The sequence below is a fragment of the Verrucomicrobiales bacterium genome, assembly GCA_016793885.1.
Taxonomy (GTDB): domain Bacteria; phylum Verrucomicrobiota; class Verrucomicrobiia; order Limisphaerales; family UBA11320; genus UBA11320.
Window position 1 is genome coordinate 19,920 of the sequence record JAEUHE010000145.1, and the last position, 23,929, is coordinate 43,848.

11 protein-coding genes and 1 riboswitch are annotated in these 23,929 nt (G+C 59.4%); of the genes, 4 read left to right on the forward strand and 7 right to left on the reverse strand.

Annotated elements, in window-relative coordinates:
* Window positions 1-63 precede the first annotated feature (63 nt).
* Together ilvB and JNN07_16225 are read right to left on the reverse strand one after the other, a co-directional pair.
* On the reverse strand, window positions 64-1,869 hold the full coding sequence (gene ilvB, locus JNN07_16220; protein MBL9169287.1) for a biosynthetic-type acetolactate synthase large subunit: 1,806 nt from the start codon (window positions 1,867-1,869) through the stop codon (window positions 64-66).
* 992 nt (window positions 1,870-2,861) lie between these two features.
* Window positions 2,862-3,053 carry a hypothetical protein gene (locus tag JNN07_16225; protein ID MBL9169288.1) on the reverse strand — a complete coding sequence of 64 codons (192 nt, stop codon included), beginning with the start codon at window positions 3,051-3,053 and terminating at the stop codon, window positions 2,862-2,864.
* A gap of 178 nt (window positions 3,054-3,231) precedes the next feature.
* Here JNN07_16225 and JNN07_16230 point away from each other — a divergent pair, with 178 nt between their 5' ends.
* The 3 genes from JNN07_16230 (at window position 3,232) to thiC (ending at window position 7,564) form a co-directional block, all read left to right on the forward strand.
* Complete coding sequence (locus tag JNN07_16230; GenBank protein MBL9169289.1) at window positions 3,232-4,443, forward strand: IS110 family transposase; 1,212 nt, start codon at window positions 3,232-3,234, stop codon at window positions 4,441-4,443.
* Window positions 4,444-4,962: 519 nt separating this feature from the next.
* A complete protein-coding gene (locus tag JNN07_16235; GenBank protein MBL9169290.1) occupies window positions 4,963-5,403 on the forward strand; it encodes a hypothetical protein in 441 nt (146 codons plus the stop codon).
* Window positions 5,404-5,445: 42 nt separating this feature from the next.
* A riboswitch (TPP riboswitch) is annotated at window positions 5,446-5,588 on the forward strand.
* A gap of 59 nt (window positions 5,589-5,647) precedes the next feature.
* A complete protein-coding gene (gene thiC, locus JNN07_16240; GenBank protein MBL9169291.1) occupies window positions 5,648-7,564 on the forward strand; it encodes a phosphomethylpyrimidine synthase ThiC in 1,917 nt (638 codons plus the stop codon).
* A 135-nt stretch (window positions 7,565-7,699) separates the two neighbouring features.
* Here the strand turns inward: thiC and JNN07_16245 are convergent, their stop codons facing one another.
* On the reverse strand, window positions 7,700-9,610 hold the full coding sequence (locus tag JNN07_16245) for a hypothetical protein (GenBank protein MBL9169292.1): 1,911 nt from the start codon (window positions 9,608-9,610) through the stop codon (window positions 7,700-7,702).
* 1 nt (window position 9,611) lies between these two features.
* Window positions 9,612-10,625, reverse strand: a complete 1,014-nt coding sequence (gene aroF / locus JNN07_16250; protein ID MBL9169293.1) for a 3-deoxy-7-phosphoheptulonate synthase — start codon at window positions 10,623-10,625, stop codon at window positions 9,612-9,614.
* Window positions 10,626-10,916: 291 nt separating this feature from the next.
* On the opposite strand from aroF, the gene JNN07_16255 reads away from it, so the two are divergent.
* Window positions 10,917-12,125, forward strand: coding sequence for a VCBS repeat-containing protein (locus JNN07_16255; protein MBL9169294.1), 1,209 nt, complete (start codon window positions 10,917-10,919; stop codon window positions 12,123-12,125).
* Between the two features lie 430 nt (window positions 12,126-12,555).
* Here JNN07_16255 and addA read toward each other — a convergent pair whose 3' ends face one another.
* The 3 genes from addA to JNN07_16270 all read right to left on the reverse strand — a co-directional run bounded on the left by addA (window position 12,556) and on the right by JNN07_16270 (window position 23,555).
* The gene (gene addA, locus JNN07_16260) at window positions 12,556-16,191 is read right to left on the reverse strand and encodes a helicase-exonuclease AddAB subunit AddA (protein ID MBL9169295.1); all 3,636 of its coding nucleotides are present in this window, start codon (window positions 16,189-16,191) and stop codon (window positions 12,556-12,558) included.
* Window positions 16,188-19,724, reverse strand: a complete 3,537-nt coding sequence (locus JNN07_16265) for a PD-(D/E)XK nuclease family protein (GenBank protein ID MBL9169296.1) — start codon at window positions 19,722-19,724, stop codon at window positions 16,188-16,190. Before JNN07_16265 ends, addA begins: the two co-directional genes overlap by 4 nt.
* A gap of 336 nt (window positions 19,725-20,060) precedes the next feature.
* Window positions 20,061-23,555 carry a hypothetical protein gene (locus tag JNN07_16270; GenBank protein MBL9169297.1) on the reverse strand — a complete coding sequence of 1,165 codons (3,495 nt, stop codon included), beginning with the start codon at window positions 23,553-23,555 and terminating at the stop codon, window positions 20,061-20,063.
* Between the last annotated feature and the right edge of the window lie 374 nt (window positions 23,556-23,929).

The window sequence follows — 23,929 nt, forward strand, 5'->3', positions numbered from 1 at the left end:
ACACGCCCTGCCACCCGACAAGGGAGGCAGGGCGTGCAGACTTAGTCCATTCCCTCGCCGAACTTAACCCTGCCAGATCATGTCCGCCACGGTGCGTCCAGCAGGGATGAACGGCAACACGTGCTCGGTGTAAGGTGTGATGACGTCGAGAACATACGGCGTCTCCGCATCCAACATGCGCTTCATGGCCGCTTTCAGCTGACTGCGGAACATGACACGTTCCGCCGGAACGTTGAATGCATGCGCCATCCGCACGAAGTCTGGATAAATCAGCGGACGGTTCTCCGGATCCCCCAGATAAGTATGACCCCGGTTGCCGGCAAAGAAGTTGTCTTCCCACTGCATCACCATTCCGAGGTGCTGATTGTTCAGGACCAGTGCTTTGGCGGCGATCTTCTCAATGTGCGCCGTGGCCAACTCCTGCACGTTCATCAGGAATGAGCCATCGCCGTCAATGTCGACCACCTGCTTGTCGGGACAGGCAACTTTGGCTCCCATGGCCGCTGGATACCCAAAGCCCATGGCACCGAGACCGGCGCTCGTGATGAACTGGCGCGGGAATTTGAACTTGTAATGCTGGCCGGCCCACATCTGATGCTGCCCCACGCCCGTCGTGATGATGGCATCACCTCCCGTCAGTTCATAGAGCACGTCGATGGCATGCTGCGGCAAAATCACCTCGTTCTCCTTGCCCTCGAGATGGTCCTTCATGTGATCCGACTTGATCACTTCATCGGTCACCCGATAGGTGAGCGGAGCACGCTGCTTCCACTCGGCCACTTGTTGATGCCACGCCGTAAATTTCTTTTGAATCGGTCGGCGCTTCACCATTTCCACCAGCCGCCCGAGCGCGTACTTCACATCGCTCTCGATCGCCAGCTGCACCTTGCGGTTCTTGTTGTGTTCCGAGGGATCGATATCCACGTGCACGATCGTGCCGGTCTCACAAAACTTCTCCACCTTCCCAGTCACCCGGTCGTCAAAGCGCACACCGAAGGCGAGCAGCAAATCAGCACCCTCCTTCAGTTTCACCATCGGCTCATTCAAACTCTTGCGAGGAACAAACTCGCCGCTCACCGCCCAATTGGCATAGGCAGCACCGTGCATGCCCAGCCAGCGGAGGGACAACTCGTGGTTCTCGGGGAAAGCGCCAATGCCCATGATCGTGGTCGTCACGGGAATCTTGGTTCGTTCAACGAACTCCCGAAGTTCCTTCGAAGCCTCTCCGGTAATCACTCCACCGCCCACATACAACACCGGACGCTCGGCTTTCTCGATCAAGCCGATGATTTCGTTGAGGGAAAGATCGTCCGCCTTTTTCGGAGCCGGATAGCCCGGCATATCGACTTCACGCGGCCAGACCGGTTGGGTCTTGGCCTGCTGGATGTTCTTGGGGAAATCGACCACCACCGGGCCGGGACGCCCCGATTGCGCGACGTGAAACGCCTCCTTGATGATCCTAGGAATGTCGTTGATGTCGGTAATGAGATAGCTGTGCTTCACGACCGGCAAGGTCATGCCGAAAAAGTCGGTTTCTTGAAACGCGCCCTTCCCGATCATGGCCTGCGGGACCTGTCCGGTCAAAGCAACCAGCGGCACACTGTCCATGTAAGCATCGGCAATAGCCGTCACCAGGTTGGTAGCGCCAGGACCACTCGTCGCCATGCACACGCCCGCTTTGCCCGTGGCACGTGCGTAAGCCTCGGCGGCGAAGGATCCGCCTTGCTCATGGCGGGGCAGAATCGTGCGGATCTTGCGCGAGTGCGTCAGGGATTGGTGGATCTCCATGCTCGCTCCGCCGGGATAGGCAAAGATAACCTCTACCCCTTCGCGCTCCAGAGCCTCCACAAGAATATCTCGCCCCAACATGGCAGGGCCTACCTGAGGCCGGGTTTTGGCCGCCCCAGTCTTCTTCTTATCCGTGGTCGTAGTTGCAGTCTTGCTCATAGCTTTCTTAGGTGTTTCGGCGTCTGACGTTCGTAGGCGCAAAAAAAACCCACGACCGTTTCCAGCCGTGGGTTCTTGTCGAAATCCGATGTCAGTCGCGACAAGTACCTACGGCGTCCTGGGTTACTACTACCAGGACGCTCAGCAGGCTTACTGAACGCGAGAGACACATTTATGGGGGAAAACTAGGGATTCCGAGCTCGCGGGTCAAGCCGGTTTTCGTTCCGTTTCCGTCCTGGATGCGACCAGAAGCTGGTGAGATCGAGGATCCCGACTCTGTCGAGGGGACAAAAGCGGCAGAGGCCTGCACGCACTCCATAACCGTCACCTGCGTCGCGAAGCAATTTAGAGTGCTGTAGCCCTCTCTCAGGGTAGGGAAACTCTGTTGAGCCCAGGAATGCCCAGTGTTTGAAAGAACCAAATCAGGGACAGGCCATCTCTTCTCTATCGGAACCCCGAACAAACCGGGCACCCAGAGGGACAGACCTCACTCACATCAAACTCGAACCTACCGGTTTTGGGCTGTTTATCGCGCGTCTTGTTTAACGCAAGCTATTGATGATCTGGATCCTACAACCACACCACCAACTCAACCACCACCGGGAGACTTCACCAAGGACCGCGGCACAGAATGGGGACAGGCCTGATCGGAGGGGTAGTCCCGCGCCGCGATGCGCGTCGCACCAAGAATTCCTGCCACCGGTGGAGAGAGAACCGACTAGCTGCTAGCTCCATGCGGTGCGATGTCCCAGATTTGCTCACCAAGCCGGTCCCATGGACTGGACAACTTGACAGTTTTAGCGGAGACCGTACCGGAACAAGGGGCGAATGCTCGCCGGGAACGAGCGCCATCCAAGGAAGAATACCCAGAACCGAGTAGCCAGAACGAATCAATGCCTGCAACCTCCGGACCATCAAAAGTGACCCGACCAGCCGCCCAGCCAAGGGCGATAGTCAAAGTTCCGCGTGGCGTTTTGACCAATCGCCTGAGCCGCTGGCTCAAACGCAAACAGCACCCCCGGCTGCAGATGTCCATGCTGCTTTTGATAACCACCGGATTGGCATTTCTCGCATCGAACCTCCTGCTGCGGGCAGGAATGGTTCACATGGGACGCCGATACCTCTTAGACCCTATGGCTTGACGCGGGTTGGGAAGGTTGAGGGTGACAGGTTCTGCGAACGTGGGTTATTCCCACGCGAACGCGGGAACCTATCCACAAAGTTGTGGCACACAAGTCACCCTGCTGCCGGAACCAACTTTGATTAATGCAAAACCTGTCACCCATGAAACAAATCATCAAACACGTCGCCTTCGATGTCCACGCCGAATCACACCACGTCGCCATCGCCTCCCCAGACGGTGAAGTCCGGGACTACGGAGCCATCGGATCCAAACTCTCCGACGTGGATCGCCTCATCTCGAAACTCAAAACCTCCGACAACATCGAACTCCGTTTTATCTACGAAGCTGGCCCAACCGGTTTTGGCCTCGCGCGTCATCTTCGATCGAAAGGTTTTGTCTGCGAGATCGTTTCCCCTTCTCTCATTCCTCAGCGGGCCTCAGACCGCGTCAAAACCAATCGTCGGGACGCTCGCAACCTCGCTCGCCTTTACCGTGCCGGCGAACTCACCTTCATCCACATTCCCACACCGGAGGATGAAGCCGTCCGTGACGTCGTCCGCCTTCGCGAAAGCGCCGTCCGCGATCAACGACAAGCTCGTCAACGCCTCAAGAGTTACCTGCTCCGTAACGGCGGTCGCTACACCGGAAAGACGAGTTGGCGTCCGGCTCACCTCAACTATCTCTCCAAGATCAAAATGCCGTTTCCCGCTCAACAACTCGTCTTGGAAGGGCATATCCGCCAGGTTGAACACCTTACTGAGCGCCTGGCCCTTCTCACCAAAGCCGTCGAGGATCAACTCCCAGGGTGGCGTTGGGAACCCCTGGTCCGCGCTTTGATGACCTTCCGTGGCATCGCACTCGTCAACGCCATGACTCTGGTCAGTGAGATCGGCGACTTCTCACGTTTTGACAAAGCTCCGGGGCTCATGAATTTCATCGGACTCACTCCCTCTGAACACTCCACCGGAGAGAAGCGCTCTCAGGGCCCCATCACTAAAACTGGCAACTCCTTCTGCAGAAAGGCTTTGATCGAGTCTGCCTGGCACTATCGCCAACCGGCTCGCGTGGCACCCATCCTTCGCCTCCGTCAACATGGCCAACCCAAGGAAGTGAACGATCTCTCCTGGAAAGCCCAACAGCGCCTTTGCTCCCGGTATCGCCATCTCCAACGTCAGCACAAGAAGAGCGTTGTCATCGTCACCGCTGTGGCTCGGGAACTCGCCGGTTTTGTGTGGGCGATGGCCAAGCTCGTCGCGGGTCAACCTGTGCCGGATCGCAAATCCAAAACCGAATCCAACACCAAATGCGAAACCAAGAAAGTCTACACACTCAAGCCGGCACCTTCCAACCGAGTCAAACAAACCAAGAAATGAATATCTCTACATCCCTAGGCTGCGCCTCTGATCCCGGGCGAGGCGAGTCCGTTACGCAGTGGCGACCGGGGACGCTGCGAGCTCAGAGCTCGAGAGCCATCGTCCCCGCTCGCTCGCCCGTGATCAGGGACGGCACACGTTCGCCTGAGGAGGTGAATCAGCGCTGAGAACATTTAAATCATAGCCCACGCGACGGTGAGTTGCGTCGTGCAGGCAAGAAGGCTGGTCAGGCGCACGCTCGTCGACGTTAGGTGATAAGTTCTCGCAAGAGACCGAACTCACGATCCTAGAGTGAGTCTGCGCCGCGCTGAACCTGGGTCTTGTGGTAACCAACACACGTATATGAGCAGGATCAACCATCGCATACTGCCAACTTGCCTGCACCACTCAGCTCACACGCTGGAGAGGTGTTTACCGTCTAAACGGACTGCGCACTTTCTATGCCCTCTTGACATACTTAAAGCCATATGAACGTCCCTGATCGCCTATCTTGTCTACCTTGGCTTCCTCTGGTTGTGGATGAGGACAATGGCGTTGCGAAATGACTTGCTGTCCGACACCAGTGATGCGGTTGAGCTAGCTACCGAGCTCCCTCTCCGCCTGGGTAGGCCAACCGACAGCTCGGACCTCTTCGATCCGGTCGCGGAGGTTGCAGGTGCCGCCGATGAAGGGTTTCTACCTCTGGTGGTGGCGAGTGTGATTTTGCTAATCTTGTGCGCGTCGGCTTGGGTGGTCTACGCCGCACCAACCTTGTTTGCCGAGTTGCTCATTGACGGGGTATTGGTGAGCGCGCTCTGCCACCGGCTTTCGACGGAGGATCGGCGGAACTGGCTAGTAACCGCACTTCAACACACACTGGCCCCATTTCTCCTCACTATGGCAGTCGCGTGGTTGGGAGGCACAGCGCTGGCGGATTGGTTTCCGAAGGCGCAAACGATCGGAGATGTGCTGTTCAGGTGACCCTCACATCGCTTGACAGCCCTTCAATGCCTGACCATTCTGCCTCAGTCGTTGGGGAGCCCCAAAGTTTCGTCGCAAGATGAAATGCTCAGGCTGAGAGTTCCCGGTCCGGTCCAAAGCCGGCAGGAAGACCCATTGAACCTGATCCAGGTAATGCTGGCGAAGGGAGGCACGCAGGTGCCAGGCGCTCTTCTGGTGCCATCCATTCCCGCCTTACCAGAATCAAAACCCGTTGGATGTCGCTATGATCGCACACAAAGACTCGTTGGAACCGAAAAGCCGAGACCCGCTACCTCAATCCACCAAGGTCTATTTGAACGGTCGTATTCATCCCGACCTGCGCGTGCCCATGCGCGAGATCAAGGTATCGCCTACCAAGACGTTCAAGGGTGACTACGAGGCCAACGAGCCAGTGAGGGTCTACGATACCAGCGGTCCCTGGGGCGACCCAACCTTCCATGGCGACGTCACCCAAGGCCTCCCCCTGCTCCGCCGACCCTGGATCCTGAGCCGAGCCGACGTGGAGGAATACTCTGGCCGCGATGTCACCCCCAAGGACAATGGCTATCTCTCAGAAGCCCACGCTCGCGGCAAGGAAGAAAGCAAGTTTCCCATCTTCAATTCCCCGTTCGCCGGCCGCCGGCCGCTACGCGCCTCCAAGAGCCATCCGGTCACGCAGTTGTGGTACGCCCGCCAGGGTATCGTCACTCCGGAAATGGAATACATCGCCATCCGCGAGAATCAGGGACTCGATCGGCTGCGCGGCAAGTTTGGACCGGACGCCCCCCGAAACTCCCTCAATCATCAGCATCCAGGCCACAGCTTTGGGGCTGCGATCCCACGCGAAATCACTCCCGAATTCGTGCGTGATGAAGTGGCTCGCGGCCGGGCAATCATCCCTTCGAACATCAACCACCCGGAATTGGAACCGATGATCATTGGCCGGAACTTCCTAGTGAAGATCAATGCCAACATTGGTAATTCCGCCGTCGCGTCGAGCATTGAGGAGGAAGTGGAAAAGATGCGCTGGGCGACCAAATGGGGTGCCGACACCGTGATGGATCTCTCGACCGGAAAGAACATTCACGCGACCCGTGAATGGATCCTGCGCAACTCCCCCGTTCCCATCGGCACCGTGCCCATCTACCAGGCACTCGAGAAGGTGGGCGGGAAAGCGGAAGAGCTCTCCTGGGAGGTTTATCGCGACACCCTCATCGAGCAATGCGAACAAGGCGTCGACTATTTCACAATCCATGCCGGCGTCCTGCTCCGCTTCATCCCCTGGACCGCGAAACGCGCCACGGGAATCGTCAGCCGCGGCGGTAGTATCCTGGCCAAATGGTGCCTCGCGCACCATCGGGAGAATTTTCTCTACACCCATTGGGACGAGATTTGCGAGATCATGGCCGCATACGACGTCAGTTTCTCGATCGGCGACGGGCTCCGTCCCGGCTCCATCGCAGACGCAAACGACGAAGCGCAGTTCGGCGAGTTGGAAGTGCAGGGAGATCTCACGAAACGGGCTTGGGCGCATGGAGTTCAAGTCATGAACGAAGGCCCCGGACACGTGCCGATGCACATGATCCAGGAAAACATGCAGAAGCAGCTCGAATGGTGCCACGAGGCGCCCTTCTATACCCTGGGGCCTCTGACGACCGACATCGCTCCGGGCTACGACCACATCACCAGCGGTATTGGCGCCGCGATGATCGGTTGGTATGGCTGCGCGATGCTCTGTTATGTAACACCCAAGGAACACCTAGGTCTTCCCAACAAGAAGGATGTGAAGGACGGCGTGATCACCTACAAGATCGCCGCCCACGCCGCCGACTTGGCAAAAGGACATCCCGGAGCTCAATACCGAGACAACGCGCTCAGCAAGGCACGGTTCGAATTCCGCTGGGAGGATCAGTTCAATCTCTCACTCGATCCCGAAACCGCGCGCGAATATCACGATGAAACCTTGCCGCAAGATGGCGCAAAGAGCGCCCACTTCTGCAGCATGTGCGGCCCGCATTTCTGCTCCATGAAGATCACCGAGGATGTACGCAAATACGCCGCCGAGAAGGGGCTTTCCGACGAACAAGCGTTGCAGGAAGGGATGAAGGAAAAGTCCCAGGAGTTTGTCGACAAGGGCGCCGAAGTTTATTCCAAAGCCTGAGAGTTGCCCACGGAGCACACAGACCACACGGAGAAACCCCGATCGAGGGGAATCTGATTTGTAGTTTTTGGTTTCGATCTCGATCCGTGTGATCTGCGTGTTCCGTGGGCGACCAAGTCCCCTCCCTTATGCGAGTCATCCGCGAAATCTGTGGTCACACCTGCCGCTGTCCGGTTCAACACATTCAAGCGCCGCTCGCAACGCTCCGACCGTGAAGATTTGCGGGTACAACCGCTCGAAGTACCACAGCTTCGCGAAGTAAAATCCGATCGGCGAAGGATGACGCCACTCCCCCGTCTCCACGCGCCGAATCAGCCAGTTCACCCCGGTCACCCAAGCTCCCGCCAGCCCAGCCCTAAACTCCTCACTGAATCGGTCGGGCGTTGCCAAGAATTTCCCCATCACCTCCACCGCCAACGCCGTTTCCTCCACAGAAGCTCTGAGTCCAGGTGCTCCGCCAAATCCCCCGTCGTCGTCCTGACACCGCATCAGCCAACGAAAGCCCGACTCGATCAGCCGCTCGGCTCCCGAAAACCGCTCAAGCGGCAGCTCAACGAGTGCGCTCAGAACCCGGCTGGTTCCATAGGCCGGATTCTCCTCCTGCTCCTCGGCCTCATTCCCAAACCACAGCGGAACCCAGGCGCCGTTGGAACGCTGTTGCGTCTCGAGAAACCTAAAGGCCCGTTGCATCGCCTGATCGACCCGCTCTTGAAGTGACTCAGGCAGCTGAGCGTGCCACGTCAGCCAGGCGCGCATCGCGTGTGCGGTAATGTCCGTGCTACTGCGATCGAAGGGCAAGGAACCCCATCCCCGACAGAAGGTAGGCATCCCGCCATCGCGGTTCTGCAAATCCAGCAGCCACCGAACACCCCACTCGGCCGCCTCCCGCACGCGAGCTCGGTCGTCGCCGGAGGCTTCCGTCAACCCAGCCAAAGCCACCAACGCCCCTGCCGTGTCATCCGCGTCAGGCACCCCCCCAGGAAGATCAGTCCAGGCCCACCCGCCCGGTGCCGCCTGGGTATATGGATGAAGCGTTCGGTACTGTTGACCCATCAACCAGCTGAGAATCTCGGATCGGTCGGCCTCCTCCAGCGCCGTCGGAGGTAGCGCGTTCAACGACAGCGTCGTCAGCCACGTTGCGAGGTTGGTATCGATCGGCCAACTGCCATCGGAACGTTGCGAGCCACACAGAAACCGGAGCCCCCGCTCGGCCACCGGATGTCGCCCATCCCCACCACCAACGAGGCTCATGGTCACAAAGCTGGTCAACGGCGTGGCCTCCAGGAAGCCTCCATTCGGCGGCTGAACGCGTTCCAAGACCCCCAACGTCCGCGCAAGAGCCAGGGATCGCAAAGCGCGCACGATGGGGTTCCGCGGCGGAGAATGGTGAAAGCGAACCTGGCCAATCGCGATCAACGCAGGCAACGCATAACTGACCACCGGCAGCTGCAAGGCAGCAAACCACCGCGCGGGACAGGCCGCCAACTCGAACGGTAACGGAATCACATTTCGCCAGGCTTCGCGGCCCGATCCAAGCCGCCCGCTCAACGCACAGAGGGTGAGAATCGGCACCGAAAAGGTCCGGTCCTTTCCATACCTTCGTACAATGGCCGGGGCCAGAACCGCGGGAGCGATACCCCCTGCATGCTCCGTGATCCATCGCTCCGCTTGTCGAACGAGATCCAGGTATCGGGCATCCGCCCCAGGCACCGCACCAAAGGCAGCCCACACCAGGACGGTGGTGCTCAAGTTACTCCGGCTACAAACGGTGTCTCCCCAGCCGCCATCCGCGTTCACATAGGTGGATAGCCAGCTCAAGCCCTCGTCAACTCGACTGGCGAAATCGGTGCCCAGGTGCCGATCCGACAAGGCCAACGCGACCACTGCGGTAGCGGTGGACAGCGCACTGCTGGAGAGCTGACCTGACCAATGGCTGAGTCCATCGCGTTCTGCACGCAGACCCTGCACCGCCTCAGCCAAGGCGCGACGGAGACGCAAGGGATCGATCCCCTGGCGCTCCGTTTCCAGTGCCGGCGCGTCTGCCATTTCATTCCCGCCCCGCGGCAGCGATGAAGGGGCGCAGCTCGCTCATAAGCCGTTTGAAACCGTCCAGCGAGAGTTGCTGCGCGGCATCGCTCCAGGCCGCGGCCGGGTTCGGATGCACCTCAATGAGCAGGGCATCGGCTCCCATCGCCACCGCGCCTTTGCACATCGCCACCACCAGATCCGCACGGCCAACTCCTTGGCTGGGATCCACCACCACCGGGCAGTGCGACTCCTGCTTCAGGATGGGAATCGCTGCCAGATCCAAAGTGTTGCGGGTATAGGTTTCGAACGTGCGGATCCCGCGTTCACAGAACATTAGGTTGGGATTGTTGTTTGCGAGGATGTACTCCCCGGCCAACAACCACTCCTCCATACGCATCGACAATCCTCGCTTCAACAGTACCGGCCTGCCGGTCTTGGCAGCCGCGACCAGGAGTTGGAAATTCTGAGCGTTACGGGTGCCAATCTGGAGAATATCCGAGTATTCGGCAACGAGTTCCGCCTGCTGCTCCGAGAGCAACTCGGTGATAATGGGCAAGCCCGTTTCCTTGCGAGCCTTCGCCAGCAACTTCAGCCCTTTGAGTCCCAACCCTTGGAACTCATAGGGCGAAGTGCGGGGCTTGAACGCTCCACCCCGCAGAATGGTCGCACCCGCCTCCTTGACCGCCACCGCTGCGGTCAACAACTGCTTCTCGTTCTCGACGGAGCAAGGACCGGCCATCACCTGGAACTTCTTACCACCGATCAAGACCTTCCCCGCTTTAACCGTCGAATCCACGGGATGAGCCTCACGGCTTACCAGCTTGTAGCGCTTCTGAATCGGGGTGACACTTTCGACCTGGGGGAGCGCGGAGAGTTTGTCGAGGGATTGATGTTTCCGTTCATCCCCGATCGCTCCGATGACGGTGCGAGCGACTCCCCGCATCACGTGCGGACGATAGCCCAGTCGACGAATCTCCTTCACGACGGTGGCTTCGTCCTTCTTGGAGGTGTTGTGGCGTAGAACAATAATCATAGGTTTCTTGGGATTGCGCCGCCGGTGCCACCAACGAAAAAACCGCAGGTGGATACCTGCGGCTTGGCTGTTGTCGAGATCTGTAGGTCAGGACAGCCGAATGCGCAGGGCGGCCGGGTGGCTAAAGTAACCCCCGGCAGTCCTATACCAAAAATAGCATTGGCTGGCCGTTAACACTTGGACCAAGCTAACCCGGCTGCTCGGAACGTCAACTCCTTTTCCATTGCGGAGACCAGTCCGCACCTCCTACGTTCCCAACAGGTATCAATGGAAGCCAACGTTTGTCGGATCATGAAAATAGCATCGCTTCATCTCTTGTCTGCCTGGTTAGGCATTCAATGCACCATCCATGCTGCCACGCCACCGGAGCCCAAGTTCCGAGCTGCGGAAATCGATAGCAAGATCGCGATCGGTTACGGCGTCGCGACCGGCGATGTGGATGGGGATGGCAAATCCGACATCGTGCTCGCCGACAAGAATCACATTGTTTGGTACCGTAATCCCGACTGGACTAAACATGTCATTGCCGAGCGCCTAACCGAACTGGACCATGTCTGCCTGGCTGTCGCTGATCTGAATGGAGATGGCAAGGTGGAGATCGCAGTAGGGGCGGGATGGAACCCCGGAGACACCCTCAAAAGCGGGGCGAACTTTTTTCTCCTGCCGCCTGTGGATAGAACGCAGCTTTGGAAGCCAGTCACTCTGCCCCATGAGCCAACCGTCCACCGGATGCGCTGGATTCGCAACCCAGCAGGAAACTTCGACCTGGTGGTCGTGCCCTTGCATGGGCGCGGCAACAAGAATGGGCAAGGTGAGGGAGTGCGCATCCATGCGCTCCGAATGCCGCAGGACGTGGGCGGAAACTGGCGCACCGAAATCATTGACTCATCGCTGCACATGACCCACAACTTCCAGCCCGTTCGCTGGGAAGGAAGGAACTGGGACGAGCTCCTGGTAGGAGGGAAGGAGGGGGTGTTCCATTTTATCAAAGAGGCGAACGGCTGGCGCCGTCAACAGATCGTCGGTAACGAGGGCAGCGAGACCAATTTCATCGGTGCGGGCGAGGTTCGCGATGGTCTGCTGCCCGGAAAAAAACGATTCGTCGCCACGGTCGAACCCATGCACGGGAACCAAGCGGTGGTCTACACCGCACCCCCGACCGGATCGGCCAAACGATTCTGGCAACGCCGAGTCATCGACGAACAACTGGTCGATGGTCACGCCGTTGCTTGCGGTGACCTGCTGGGCGTTGGCTATGATCAGATCGTCGTAGGCTGGCGCGCGATGAATCGCCCGGGAATCAAAGTGGGCATCAAGCTCTTCACCCCGCTGGACAACGAGGCCAAAGACTGGCGAACCACGCTCATCGACGATAACAAAATGGCCTGCGAGGACCTCTGCCTCGCCGATCTCAATGGCGACGGCAAGCTCGACATCATCGCCGCCGGACGCGCCACCAAAAACGTGACGGTCTATTTCAACGAGACTCCCAAGCCGTAGATTTGAAGTGCTGCCTTCCTTGAAGCTCACAAACCTGTCCCGACTAGAACCGGGAAACTGAGGATTGACCCGCAAAGGACGCTAAGGACGCCATGCGGGATCACCGAAAAAGAGGAGCCCGACTTCCTCACTTGGAAGGCACGAAGCTCACTAAGCTTTCCGCAGGAAACCGGCAGAAAGAGAAAGACCTGTTCCTGTTCTTCTTCTCTGGCTCGGACCCGGTTCTGTTCGCTTCCGGAGCTTTGTGAGTTTAGCCTGCCCTTCGTAGCCGCGGCGGCGAAGTAGGGTGCCTTAGTGAGAGACATTCGGGGTCTTTCCCCTTCCCCATCGCGTCCTTTGCGTCCTTCGCGGTTCAAAAAACTCGGTCCGCTTCTTTCGTCTCCTTTCGTTCTTTGCGGCTACTGCTGGAGTTCCTGCTAACAAAGCGCACTCACCCTCCCAACGACACGGTCTGATCGACAGTCAAGAAGTGCAGCCATCGATGGGTGACTGGCCGCTGATAAATCGCCTCGAGCGCGAGCGCATAGATCCGAATCTGCACTTCATAGTGTTTCGCCCGGGCGTCAACATCCTCCACCGCCACGGCGTCAGTCTTGAAATCCAACAGCCAGATTTCTTCACGGAGCACAACGGCAAGATCTACCTGACCCTGAACCACGACATACTCGTCATCTGCCAGGTCCAGATCCGGCTGGATCACCCCGAGACGGCGAAGGTCCACGGTCGAGAGTCGAGCCGTGAACGGAAGCTCACGCTGCACACGATCCCTTTCCTTGCGAATCCGCATCCCCAGTTCCGACTGCCAAAACGCCGCCAAGGTTTTGAACCGAATCGAACGCAGTTCGTCCTGGGTAAAAACTCCCGAACGGCACAAGCGTTCGCCTTCATTCTGCAGATCCAGAAGGCTATCCGCATGATCGAGATCCATCCATTGGAGGAACAAGTGATGCAACGTCCCTCGCTCCGTGGCCGAAAGCGATTTCCCTTCCTCAGGCGATGAGGACGGCGCTGCTGAACCCCTTGACGGACGATGCTTCCCGCGAAACAGGGGAACGCCCTCGGAATCCAGCTCGCGTTGTCGATGACGCAGGGTTGAGACCGTGGTCTTCGCCGGCTCTACCGAAGCCGCTTGGTGCGGATAACTCCAAGTCACCCGCCGCTCGATCTCCGCAATCACGACCCCGTCTTCAACCGCCACGCTCTGAGCAGGCAACTCTCTCTCTGGTTTCCGATCCTCTAGCCTCAGATCGGCCGCTGGACCAATCACCCAGCTCAACAACGGCGATTTGCCGCCATATTGATGTTCCCACCAGTCAGGGCGCGCGTGCCGCTGAAACCAAAGCCGTATCCAATGCAGTGAGCTGCGCGCTTGGGAAATCTCCCAAGCCAACGGACGCGCCGAAACCGGAAACTCACCTTCCACCGGCATCTCCCAATCCTTCAGCTTCCCATGTCCCACCAGGATCAACAGATCCCGCGCCCGAGTGAGGGCTACATACAGCAACCGCAGTTCCTCGCCGAGCAACTCGCGACGGCCCCGCCGCCGTGCCAACCAATGCGCCAAGCTCGAGTAACGCACGCCGGTTTCGGGAAGAACCACCCGTGGACAAAGCCCATAAACCTCATCCAGCAGCACATCCTGCTGCAAATCCCCCGCGTTAAACGGCTTGTTTAGGTCGGCCACCGCCACCACGGGAAACTCGAGTCCCTTGCTTTTGTGAATACTCATCAGGCGCACCGCATTGGGTGCGACCGCCGCAGCCGAATCCAGATCCTGATCTGATTCCTGCTGAGCATCGACGAAACGCAAAAACCGGAACAGCCCCTGTCGCTGGTAGGGATCATACTGGCGCGTCAGATCCAACAGCCGCCGGACGTTCGCGAGCCGCGATTCACCTCGCTCCTCCGCCTCGAGCAGCGCCTCGTAATGGGTATCCGACAGAATCGTCTCGAGACAGTTGGAGAGCACCCCGAGCCGAATGGCCTGGCGCCAGCGAGTGTATTGGGCGACGAATTGGACAGCTTTGTTCCGACATGCAACCGGCAGGACTTCCAAGCCTGCACTCAAACTCGGATTTGAGGCGCGCACGAGAGCTGTCCACAAGGGCACTCGTTTATCGATCAGCCGGATGGAAACCAGGTCCTCCGCTGAAAAACCGCCCAGCGGCGACCGAAGCACCGCCAGCAGGGGAATATCTTGAATGGGATTGTCGAGGAGCCGCAACAGGCTCAACAGATCCAAAATCTCCTGACTGTCAAAAAACCCGCCGCGCGGCGCACTGATGGGCACTCCCGCGCGATGGAACTCCTTGGCATAGCTCTCTACCTTCGCCCCCGGAGACCGCAGGAGCACCACCATGTCGTCCCAACGAACCCCGCGAAATTCCTTCAAGGAATCATCCCAGACCAGATGCCCCGTCGCGTGCAGCTGTTTAAAATGGTCCGCCAACCAACGCGCCTCGCGCTCGCTGGACAATAACTCTTCCGCATCGTTGGACATCTCGTCCGACGACCCCGCCTCCACTTCCTCTGCGGATTCCGCGCTCAGCACACAGAGCTGTACCCGGCACTCAGTATCGGAATGCTTCAGCCGGAACCGAGTCTCCGGATTTCCGAAACGAAGATGGCTCTCTTCATCGTAAACCACCCCTCCGACCCCCGATTGCATCATCTGGTCGAACAACGCGTTGACGTAGCGAAGAATTCCTTCCCGACTGCGGAAGTTGTCCGACAGCGAGATGACTTGCTGCCCGCCGCCAGGATGTCTCCACGCATCCAAGTAGCCGCGGAAGATCGCCGGATTCGCGAGTCGGAATCGATAAATGCTTTGCTTGATGTCCCCCACCAAGAAGCGATTCCCCTCCGCCCCCCCGCGGCTCACCCCTCGCAAAATTGCATCCTGGGCCGCGTTGATATCCTGAACCTCATCCACGAACACATGCGTGAACTGCTCGCGACAGCGCAGTGCCGTCGGGCGCGGCGCGCCGGTATCATCCCACAGCAAACGAAGGGACAACTGCTCGATGTCAGCGAAATCCACCCCCCCCAGTTCTCGTTTCGATCGTTCGAAACGTTTCTGGAACTCCTTCACCATTCGAAGGACCACCAGCATCTCCTGACGAACCGCATTCCAATCCGCTTGCAACGGATCCTCCGCCCCACGCCCCACAGAAACCAAGCTCCGAAAGAAGGCCGCCTCGTCAAAAAAGCGCTCCAAAGATTTCCGAACCTTCGTCTTCGTTCCTCGCTCCCAGGGCGTCTCCTCGTCGGCGATCCGGATCGCCTCCACGGCCCGCTCGAAGCCCGCCAAATCGAGCGGCGACGCCAGGTCGGCTAACGTCTCAAAGCAGAGCCGAATGTTTGAACAATCCAAGGACGGCTCCAGCCTGCGTAACCAATCAGGCACCCAGCGAACAAACTCCTGAACGAGCCACTCGCGCCACCGCACGGGCTGCTCCATCTGGAAGAGAGACTCCTGCTCGTCCAGCCAACGGGCGGGTTCGGGAAGGGTCTGAGCGTAGCGGTGAAGTCGCCAGATCAGATGGCGCAACCCCGCTCCGCCCTCTCCGGCGAATTGAGCCAGCAAGCTATTGGACGCGTGCGCCACTCGCGCGCCTTCCAACAAGAACAGCTCCAGAGCCGCGTCCATTGCCTCATCGACCAGGGGCTGCAGCTGAGCCTCATCCAGCACCACGATCTGCGGGTCCAAGGCCAGCTCATGAAAATGGTCGCGGATCAGCTTGAGGCAAAAACTGTGCAGTGTGGAGATCTGGGCGTTGTCAAGCAGTGCCACCTGCTCCTGCAGGTGCAGCTGAGTCGGATGGGCGGCGATTAATGCGTCCAATCCCAGACGCAACCGCGCCTTCATCTCGGCGGCCGCCGCCTCGGTGAAGGTGACCAAAAGCAAATGCTCCAGGGAGGCCCCATCCTGCAACAGTCTGAGACAGCGCTGAATGAGGGTTCGCGTCTTGCCCGTTCCGGCTCCCGCCACCACCAGAACATTACCTTCTGCGGCAATGGCAGCGCTTTGAGCCGGGGTGAACTGCATCGTGGATCCCGAGCTCATGCTTCACCCGCCTCTCGCAGAATGCGGAAGCTATCGGTCCACGGATCGAACCGGCACACCGATCGAAATTCGCAGAAGTCGCAGGCTCGCTCCTTCTTGATCTGGTAGGGCGAGGGCTCCAGGCGTCCCGCGTAGATCTGCTGGCCGAATTGGGTCAGATGCCGCGCCACCTGCGCCTGCAGATCGGCGAAAGCCATCGGCGTGAGCCCCTGGTTGCCTCGAGCGGAAAACTCTCCGCTCTTGTTCTTGCTGTAAACGAACTGATCTCCCTTGGTCGCCCCGCGGCTGTCCAGCAGGGCGAGATGGGAACGATCGAAGCGACCCTGATGCCGGTAGGCCTCCTGAGTCTGCGCCTCGGCAACCTCCAAGCCCTCCGCCCGCGTGTCCGACAGCAGACGCTGAGGCTTCAGACTGATGTAAAACACCCCGATCGGATCGACCTTCGCTGTCCCCAGGAACGAAGTGAGGTCCGGCGCATTCTTCAGGACTCCCAAATAGGAGAGCAGCTGGAGCTGCAACCCATGCTCGAGGCGCACCGGCGACAACGTTTTGTTCGATGACTTGTAGTCCACCACCACCGCCAGAGTCCCAGGTTCTCCCGATAGCTCGCACACATCAATGCGATCGATTCGTCCGCGCAGCAGAAGTTCATGGTGTTCGTCAACGGGAACCTTCCACCCGGGCAGCCCCGGATCACCCAGGCCAAAACTGAGCTCGACCGCCACTGGGTCGAATCGATACTGCGCCATCCAACCCACCAGCACACCCATCATCCGCGCTACCCGCACCACGAGCTGACGCCCCATGTATCGAGCCTCCGGGCTCGACTCGAACAGCCCACCACGATAGCTCCGCAGCAGAAGATTGCCTAAGTCCTGCACCAAGGAAACGGCTGCCTGCGGCGTCAAGTCGCGCCACTTCCGTCCGGATTCCCTCAAGCTGACGTGAAAACGCTCGAGTAACTCGTGTTGAAAACTTCCCCGCTCGCGAACATCCGCTTCAAAGAACTCCCGCTCCTTCGCCCCCAATCCGCGAGCAACGAAGAACTTAAAAGGACAGGCCGCATAATCCTCCAAAGCGCTTACCGAGGTCATCAGGCTCTTACCGTACAGCTGCTCGGCTACCACCGGCTTAAGCGAGGTGGCCGCCAGGCCTTCCAACATGAGGTGGCAGCGTTCATCCAGAGAGCGCAGCGAGGGGATCTGCGCAAACCTCTCCACCAACTCGGTCGACATGCCCAGGTCCTCCGAGGACTGCGGTTCCGATTCAAGGTCATCCGCCCCGCCAAACTCTCGTCGACGCGACCGAACCAAGTCCGCCGCCAGATCACTCACATGCTCCGCTGCCTGCCAGGGTGGAACCCGCGAAAACTCCTCGGTGCGCAACTCAGGAAACATGCGCAGCAAATGGCCGATGAATGGAGAGGCGTTCAGGGTCTTGCCATCGCGATCCGCAGTGGACCAAGCGACGACCAAGCGTTCAGTCGAACGCGAGAAAGCGATGTATCCAAAATAGCGCTCATGTCCCAAGTGCCGACGGGAGTTCATGCCCAAGGGCACCTCCTCCAATGTCAACCGAGCACGCTCGGCCTCCGTGAGAATCGCCGGAGGCATCGGCGGTGCGGGAAACACTCCTTCATTGACCCCCAGAACAATGGCGAGTCGCAGCTCAGGATTTCGAGAGCGATCGATTGCTCCAATCATGACCTGGTCGAGCGCCGGCGGGATCACGCCCACAGTCAGGCTCGCCATCCCGGACTCCAGAATGGGCAACCACTCGCGCAAGGGCATCTGTCGATCCGGGAAGGCCAGCTCCAGGTTCCTCAGCCAGCCTTGCATCTCCTCCCAAACCGTCAGGTGAATCGAGCGCGGTTGGAGCCATTGTGCGTCCACCGCTTCCGACCATTGCTCCAGTTGCTCCCGCACCTTCAATCGATCCCAGAACTCCCGAACCGCCACGGCGATCTCGGATCCGGAAGGCCCGGGCGAGGCACCCGCCGAAAGACCCTCCGCCAACCCCTCAAAGACGGGCGCCAGGGTTAGCCGAGTGGCTTCGGCACGCTCCATATCCTGGGAGTCACCACGGTCCTTCAATGGCTGCAACCAGTCGTTGCCGGTCCACCCATGTGCCAGCGCGGCATTCTCCAACCAATCAGTGCCGGCATCATCCAACCCAGCCAAGCCGGTTTTGAGCGCGCTGAAAAGATCGTCGTGACGCCACTGTAGCGCGGCGACGCGCAAAGCGCTGCGGGTCAGTTCAGCCATCGGGTGATGTCCCATCGGCTCGCGGCGGTCCATGAAGAATGGAATGCCATAACGCGAGAACACGCGACGCAGCACCGCGTGGTAGGCCTCTTGCGATCGAACGAGCACCGCACAATCACGAAACCGAGCGCCGCTCTCGCGAACGAAGCGCAGCACCTCCCGAGCGGCCATCAAGGCTTCCCCCTCCGGATGCCCACAATGCACCAAGCGCAGTGAGCGATGAAGATCATCCCTCACTTCAGGAACCGATGAAACCCCCTCGGACGCCTCAACCGCTGGAACGCCTCCGGAAGCCACAAAACAGCGCGGCGAGGTCACCGGCCAATTCTCTTCCAGGTGCCGGAGCACGGTGCACTGCCGAAACCTGCCAACCGTGGGACGTCGTTCGAGCAGCTCGGTCATCAACTCGATGCCCGGGATTCCACTGAGCCGCTGCCAGCAGCGGCGATAGGTTTGCCCCACCACCGACCACGTCGAAAGCCAGGAAGGATCCTCCTGAGGCTGGTGGTCGAGACAGAAGGCCAGAGTGGTTTGTTGTGACAACGGCACGATCGACGCCAACAGCTCCAGCTCTTGACCGGTCATTTCGGCAAATCCATCCAACCAGATTCCGCCTAACTGAAGCGTGTCGCCCACGGGCAGACCGGAGTGGGAACTCTGAGCCGCGTCTTCCGCGCTCAAACCCGGACGACTCAGAGCGCCCAACTCCTCTGCCGCCAAATCCAGCAAGGAGGTCGCATCCTGAAGCCCCTGTCCGTCGAGCCACTCCCGATAGGCTGCCAGTAGCAAAGCCAAGTCCGACAGCTTGAGAGCCAGCGCTCCCGTGCCTTGAACCTTCGCTGCCAGGTCCTGGAGCCGCTTCGACGTGACCTGACTGCGCTGGCATTCACGCAGGAGAACGCTCAGTTGGCGGGCGAATCCGGGAAGGCGCGCCGTGGCATGGAAAATTTTGAGTTCAGACTGCTTTTCCATCAGCAGCGCCCGCAGGACCATGAGCCGTCCCTCCTCCTCGAGCAACCGGGGTGGGGCTCCTTGTAGATTCTCGAGCATCAGCTCCGCCAACCGTTCAAAGGAGAGAATTTGAAGCCGGGTATAGCCCCCGATCCCGGGCAGCGCGAGAATCTGACGCTCCAGCTGAAAGGTGGCCTGCTTGGGGGCCAGCATGAGCAAAGGCGGCCCCTCAGGCTCGGCAAGAGCCTGACCCATTTCCTGCAGACAGCGAAACGTCTTTCCGCTGCCCGCAGGTCCCAAGAGGAAGCGGACTCGCATAACCCCGCCACTGTGCCGGGCGAAGCTCGGGAAAGGGAATCGAGAAATGCGCGAATTTTGAGAGATCCAATGCCAAACGGGCTGTGGACGTTCTCGCGATCGAAAGGTAGGGAGAGACTCCGTCGAGCCCATGCATGTCCCGCGCGTGACGCGTGCCCGGCGTAGCCGCAGCGGCGAAGTAGGGTGCCTTAGTGTGGGGCATCGGGAGTCCTTTCCCTTCCGACGTCGCGTCCTTTGCGGTTCAACTCAGTTCCCCTTCGGCGAGTTTTGAGGGGAGCGCGGCGGGACGACTCCTCACATTGTCGCCTACAGCGCTGCAGGCCCACTCGTCGCTCGTCACTGCCCAACCTTCACCAGCCGGAAAAACTCCATGGCGAGCGTGGGATTGATGATCACCTTATTGGAGGAGGTCAACGGAACATCCGTCCATAGGATCGGCAGGCTGACGACATCTTCGGTCGACTGCAATCGATATCCGGGGAACTCCTCGGGCCAGCAAAGCATCACCGTGCCCTGGGTCAGGCGACTGATGGTGAGACTCGGGCCGGCGGGATCTGGCTTAGCCTCGGTTTTCAAGGTAACGAGGGTGGGCCCGTACTCCGCGGTCAACTGGCGATCGTGCCCTAGGAGGATGAAGCCATTGTAGCATTGAAAGGCGCCCCGGCGAGATCCGAAACTCATCACGTCGAAGGTATCGGTCGCGGCGGGCACGAAGCCGTTGATGGTTCGGAGGCTGGCGCTCCCGCTGAGGGAGGCGCGACCGGAGATGTGGAACCGGCTGTAGTTCACGCCAGGGGAGGTGCCTCCCAACTCAAACTGCGTGGTGCCCTCCCCCTCTTGGGTGAAGTTCCCTTCAATGGTAAACGACCCGCTTCCGCTGGGAGCCACGAAACCCGAGCTGACCACATTCCCCTGCACGACGCCGATCCCGCCTAACCCGCCTGCTCGAATCTGAACACCGTTGGCGTTAGACAGCCGACCGCCACCCAACTGCGTCAGGCCGCCTGTCTGGATGTAGGGGGTCCCATTTACCGGGGCAAGACTCAGGTCACCCGTCTGGAGATCCACTGTTCCGCTGTTACCGAACTCGATCTGGATTGTGGAAGTGCCCGCGCTGCCTGTCTTGCGGAAGGTTCCGGCATTGTGGAAAGTGGTGAGGGCTCCTCCGTAGGCATTGTCGATGCGGGAGTCCACCTCGACAAGCCATAAGCCATTATTCTGAATCGAGGCCCCGTTTCCGCCGCGGATCAGCCCCCCACTCCAACGGACGGTTCCGTTGTTGATGAGCACATGAGAAGGCAAGTCATGAGCATTTCCGGTAGTGATATGGAGCGTTGCATTGTTGCCGATGGTCGTGGTGCCAGTGCTGATCATGTCGCCACTGATCCAGGTGAGCAGGCCCTGGAAAGAGCCCGTTCCGCTGATCGTGTGATCGCCAATCAGGGTGCCGCCAACCAACTCCAGGTTTTGGCAAAAAATGGTTCCGTTCAGATTGGCCTGTCCTGCCTGGAGCCGGTTGATGCCCGCGCCGGTAAACGAGGTCCCATTGTTGTAATTATGCGACGTGGAAAAAACGCACAAGGCCTCCGCCCCGACATTGAAAGTGCCCGTGCTGGCCCCCGGCATCACAAAGGTCACCGAGGCGTTCTGGACATCGAATACTCCCGAGTTATTAAAGGCGGAGACGCCCCCATAAGCCGCGTTGATCTGACTGCTCGTACGGGCGATCCATAGCCCCTTGTTCTCGATCACGCTGCCCAGCCCGTTACGCACCTGCCCTCCGGTCCAAACGACCGTTCCTTCGTTGATCAAAGTGTGTCCCGGCAAATCGTGAAGGTTTCCTGATACGATGTTAAATGTAGCGCCCGGGGCGATGGTGGTGACGCCGGGCTGCTCCGCGGCCACATCCAGAACGCCGCTAACCCAGTTGACCGTGCCGACCAGGGTGTGGATCCCCCGGATAGACCCTCCTTCGATCTCCAGATTGTCGCTAACAATGATGCCGTTCAGCGTCTTCACGCCATTCGACAGTCGGTTGATTCCTTCTCCGCGAAAGGCGGTACCGTTATCGAAATTGTAGCCAGCTCCAAACAGGGAAACCAGCCCCGTAGCCACCCGGAAGATACCCGTGCTGGTCCCGGGGGTGAGGAGGGTCGAGTTCTTCTCCTGCACGTCGTAGGTCCCGGAATTATTGAAAGTGCCCGCCCCTCCGTAGCCCACATTGATCTGGCTGTCCGCCTTGGCAATCCAACGCCCCTTGTTCTCGATCACGCTGCCTTGCCCCCCGCGGATTTGTCCGCCGCTCCAGACCACCACCCCTTCGTTGATCAACGTGTGCCCCGGCAAGTCATGGAGGTTTCCGGTGACAATATTCAGGGTCGATCCGTCCGGGATGGTGGTGGTGCTGCCGCCGTTCAGAAGCCCATTCACCCAATTGAAAGACCCGGCGAGCCGATGGGTGCCACTGAGCGACCCTCCATTCAGCTCGAGGCTTTGGCATTGGATGGTTCCCTCCAGCGTGAACACCCCACTAGAAAGCCGAGCGATACCCGCGCCGGTAAACGAAGCCCCATCGCGGAACGTGTTGGCTAGGTTGAAGCTGCAGAGAGCGCCTCCCGCAACCCTGACCTCGCCTGAGCTCTCGCCGTTGACGAAGAAGACCGTGCTATCGTTCGGAATCTCAACCAGGCCGAGGTTATTGAAGACACCAGGGCCGCCGTAGGCATTGTTGATCTGGCTGTTCGCCATTGCGACCCACCGACCCTTGTTCTGGATCACGCTGCCCTGACCGCCGCGGATCTGTCCGGCATTCCACGCCACCACGCCTTCATTGATCAAGGTGTGCCCCGCCAGATCGTGGAGGTTCCCTGAGATGATGTTGAAGGTCGATCCGTCCGGGATGGTGGTGGTGCTGTTGGCCGCCAGGCTTCCGCTCACCCAGTTAAACGCCCCAACCAAACGATGGGTGCCGCTCAACGACCCCCCGTTCAGCTCCACGCTCTGGCACCTGATGTCACCCTCCAAGACAAAGGCACCATCGGCCAGGCGATTGATGCCCGCCCCGGTAAAGGCAGCGCCGTCGAGGAATGCGTGCGGGCGGTGGAAGCTGCAGACGGCGCCCGCGGCGACATTGAATTCGCCCGAGCTGCTGCCGGAAACCAAGAGGCTCGCAGTACCACTCGGGACCTCAAACAGGCCCAAGTTGTTGAAGGATATAGCCCCGCCAAACGCGCCGTTGATCTGGTTGTCCGCCTTGGCGATCCACCGCCCCTGGTTCTGGATCAGCGTGCCTTGACCGCCACGGATCTGCCCGGCATTCCAGACCACCACGCCCTCATTGATCAAGGTGATCCCGGGCAGGTCGTGCTGCCCGCCCGTCTCGATGTTAAGAACTCCTTCTGAGCCTACTATAAGCGTTGTCGCGCCGCTCAGATCCCCCGCGGTCCAGTTCAGCACACCATCAATTCGGTTCGTACCTCCACCTCCCAGATTGCCCCCATTGAGGTTGAGGACTCCGTGCGTGTGAACTCGGCCCAAACCGCTGATGGCAAACACGCGTCCGTTCAGCGACAACGTTTGCGTGCTGCTCCCGCTAGTCGCACCCAGGGTAAACGCTCCAACCGTCTGGTTGGCCGTCAATCCCACCGCATAGTTCCCGGGTTGAGTAATGAAAGCGTGATCAGAGAGACCAGGCACCTGATTGGGGTTCCAATTGGCAGGGCTGTTCCAGCTACCGCCAGCCGAGTTGGTCCAGACGAGATCCGCACCGATGGCGGGGCCGGCAGAGCAAAGCAGGACCAGTGAGAAGAGAGTGTATGGGAGGTTTTTCATGAGGTACAACATTAGAGATGAAACCAAGGGCGAATCTGCCGAGTGTTCGGCGACCAAGCACCCGGCGGATAACACCTCAGCGATTCAGTGTTAATCGATATCAGAACAATGCAGGAACTCAAGGCCAAAGATGATCCGATCCGAGGACTCCTTACGTTGTCCCCTACAGTCCCGATTGTAGGAAACGAGGTTACGAGGCCCGCTGCGCTCGGGCACTTGTCCGTGGACGGACAACACTACAATTGATAGGGGTAGGAATGCGGGATTGACCGCACCCCTCCCTCCAAACCGGACTGGCGGATCTCCCGCATCCGGCTTACCAGTCAGTAGGGTCCACTGTGGGGCTGAAGCCTATTGAGTCGGGTATCCTGCCA

Excerpts from the sequence above, each read along its gene's own strand:
- JNN07_16245 (MBL9169292.1), bottom strand. The coding sequence starts at position 9,610 with ATGGCAGACGCGCCGGCACTGGAAACGGAGCGCCAGGGGATCGATCCC.
- thiC (MBL9169291.1), top strand. The coding sequence starts at position 5,648 with ATGATCGCACACAAAGACTCGTTGGAACCGAAAAGCCGAGACCCGCTA.
- addA (MBL9169295.1), bottom strand. The coding sequence starts at position 16,191 with ATGAGCTCGGGATCCACGATGCAGTTCACCCCGGCTCAAAGCGCTGCC.
- JNN07_16230 (MBL9169289.1), top strand. The coding sequence starts at position 3,232 with ATGAAACAAATCATCAAACACGTCGCCTTCGATGTCCACGCCGAATCA.
- JNN07_16235 (MBL9169290.1), top strand. The coding sequence starts at position 4,963 with ATGAGGACAATGGCGTTGCGAAATGACTTGCTGTCCGACACCAGTGAT.
- JNN07_16270 (MBL9169297.1), bottom strand. The coding sequence starts at position 23,555 with ATGAAAAACCTCCCATACACTCTCTTCTCACTGGTCCTGCTTTGCTCT.
- JNN07_16255 (MBL9169294.1), top strand. The coding sequence starts at position 10,917 with ATGAAAATAGCATCGCTTCATCTCTTGTCTGCCTGGTTAGGCATTCAA.
- aroF (MBL9169293.1), bottom strand. The coding sequence starts at position 10,625 with ATGATTATTGTTCTACGCCACAACACCTCCAAGAAGGACGAAGCCACC.
- JNN07_16265 (MBL9169296.1), bottom strand. The coding sequence starts at position 19,724 with ATGCGAGTCCGCTTCCTCTTGGGACCTGCGGGCAGCGGAAAGACGTTT.
- ilvB (MBL9169287.1), bottom strand. The coding sequence starts at position 1,869 with ATGTTGGGGCGAGATATTCTTGTGGAGGCTCTGGAGCGCGAAGGGGTA.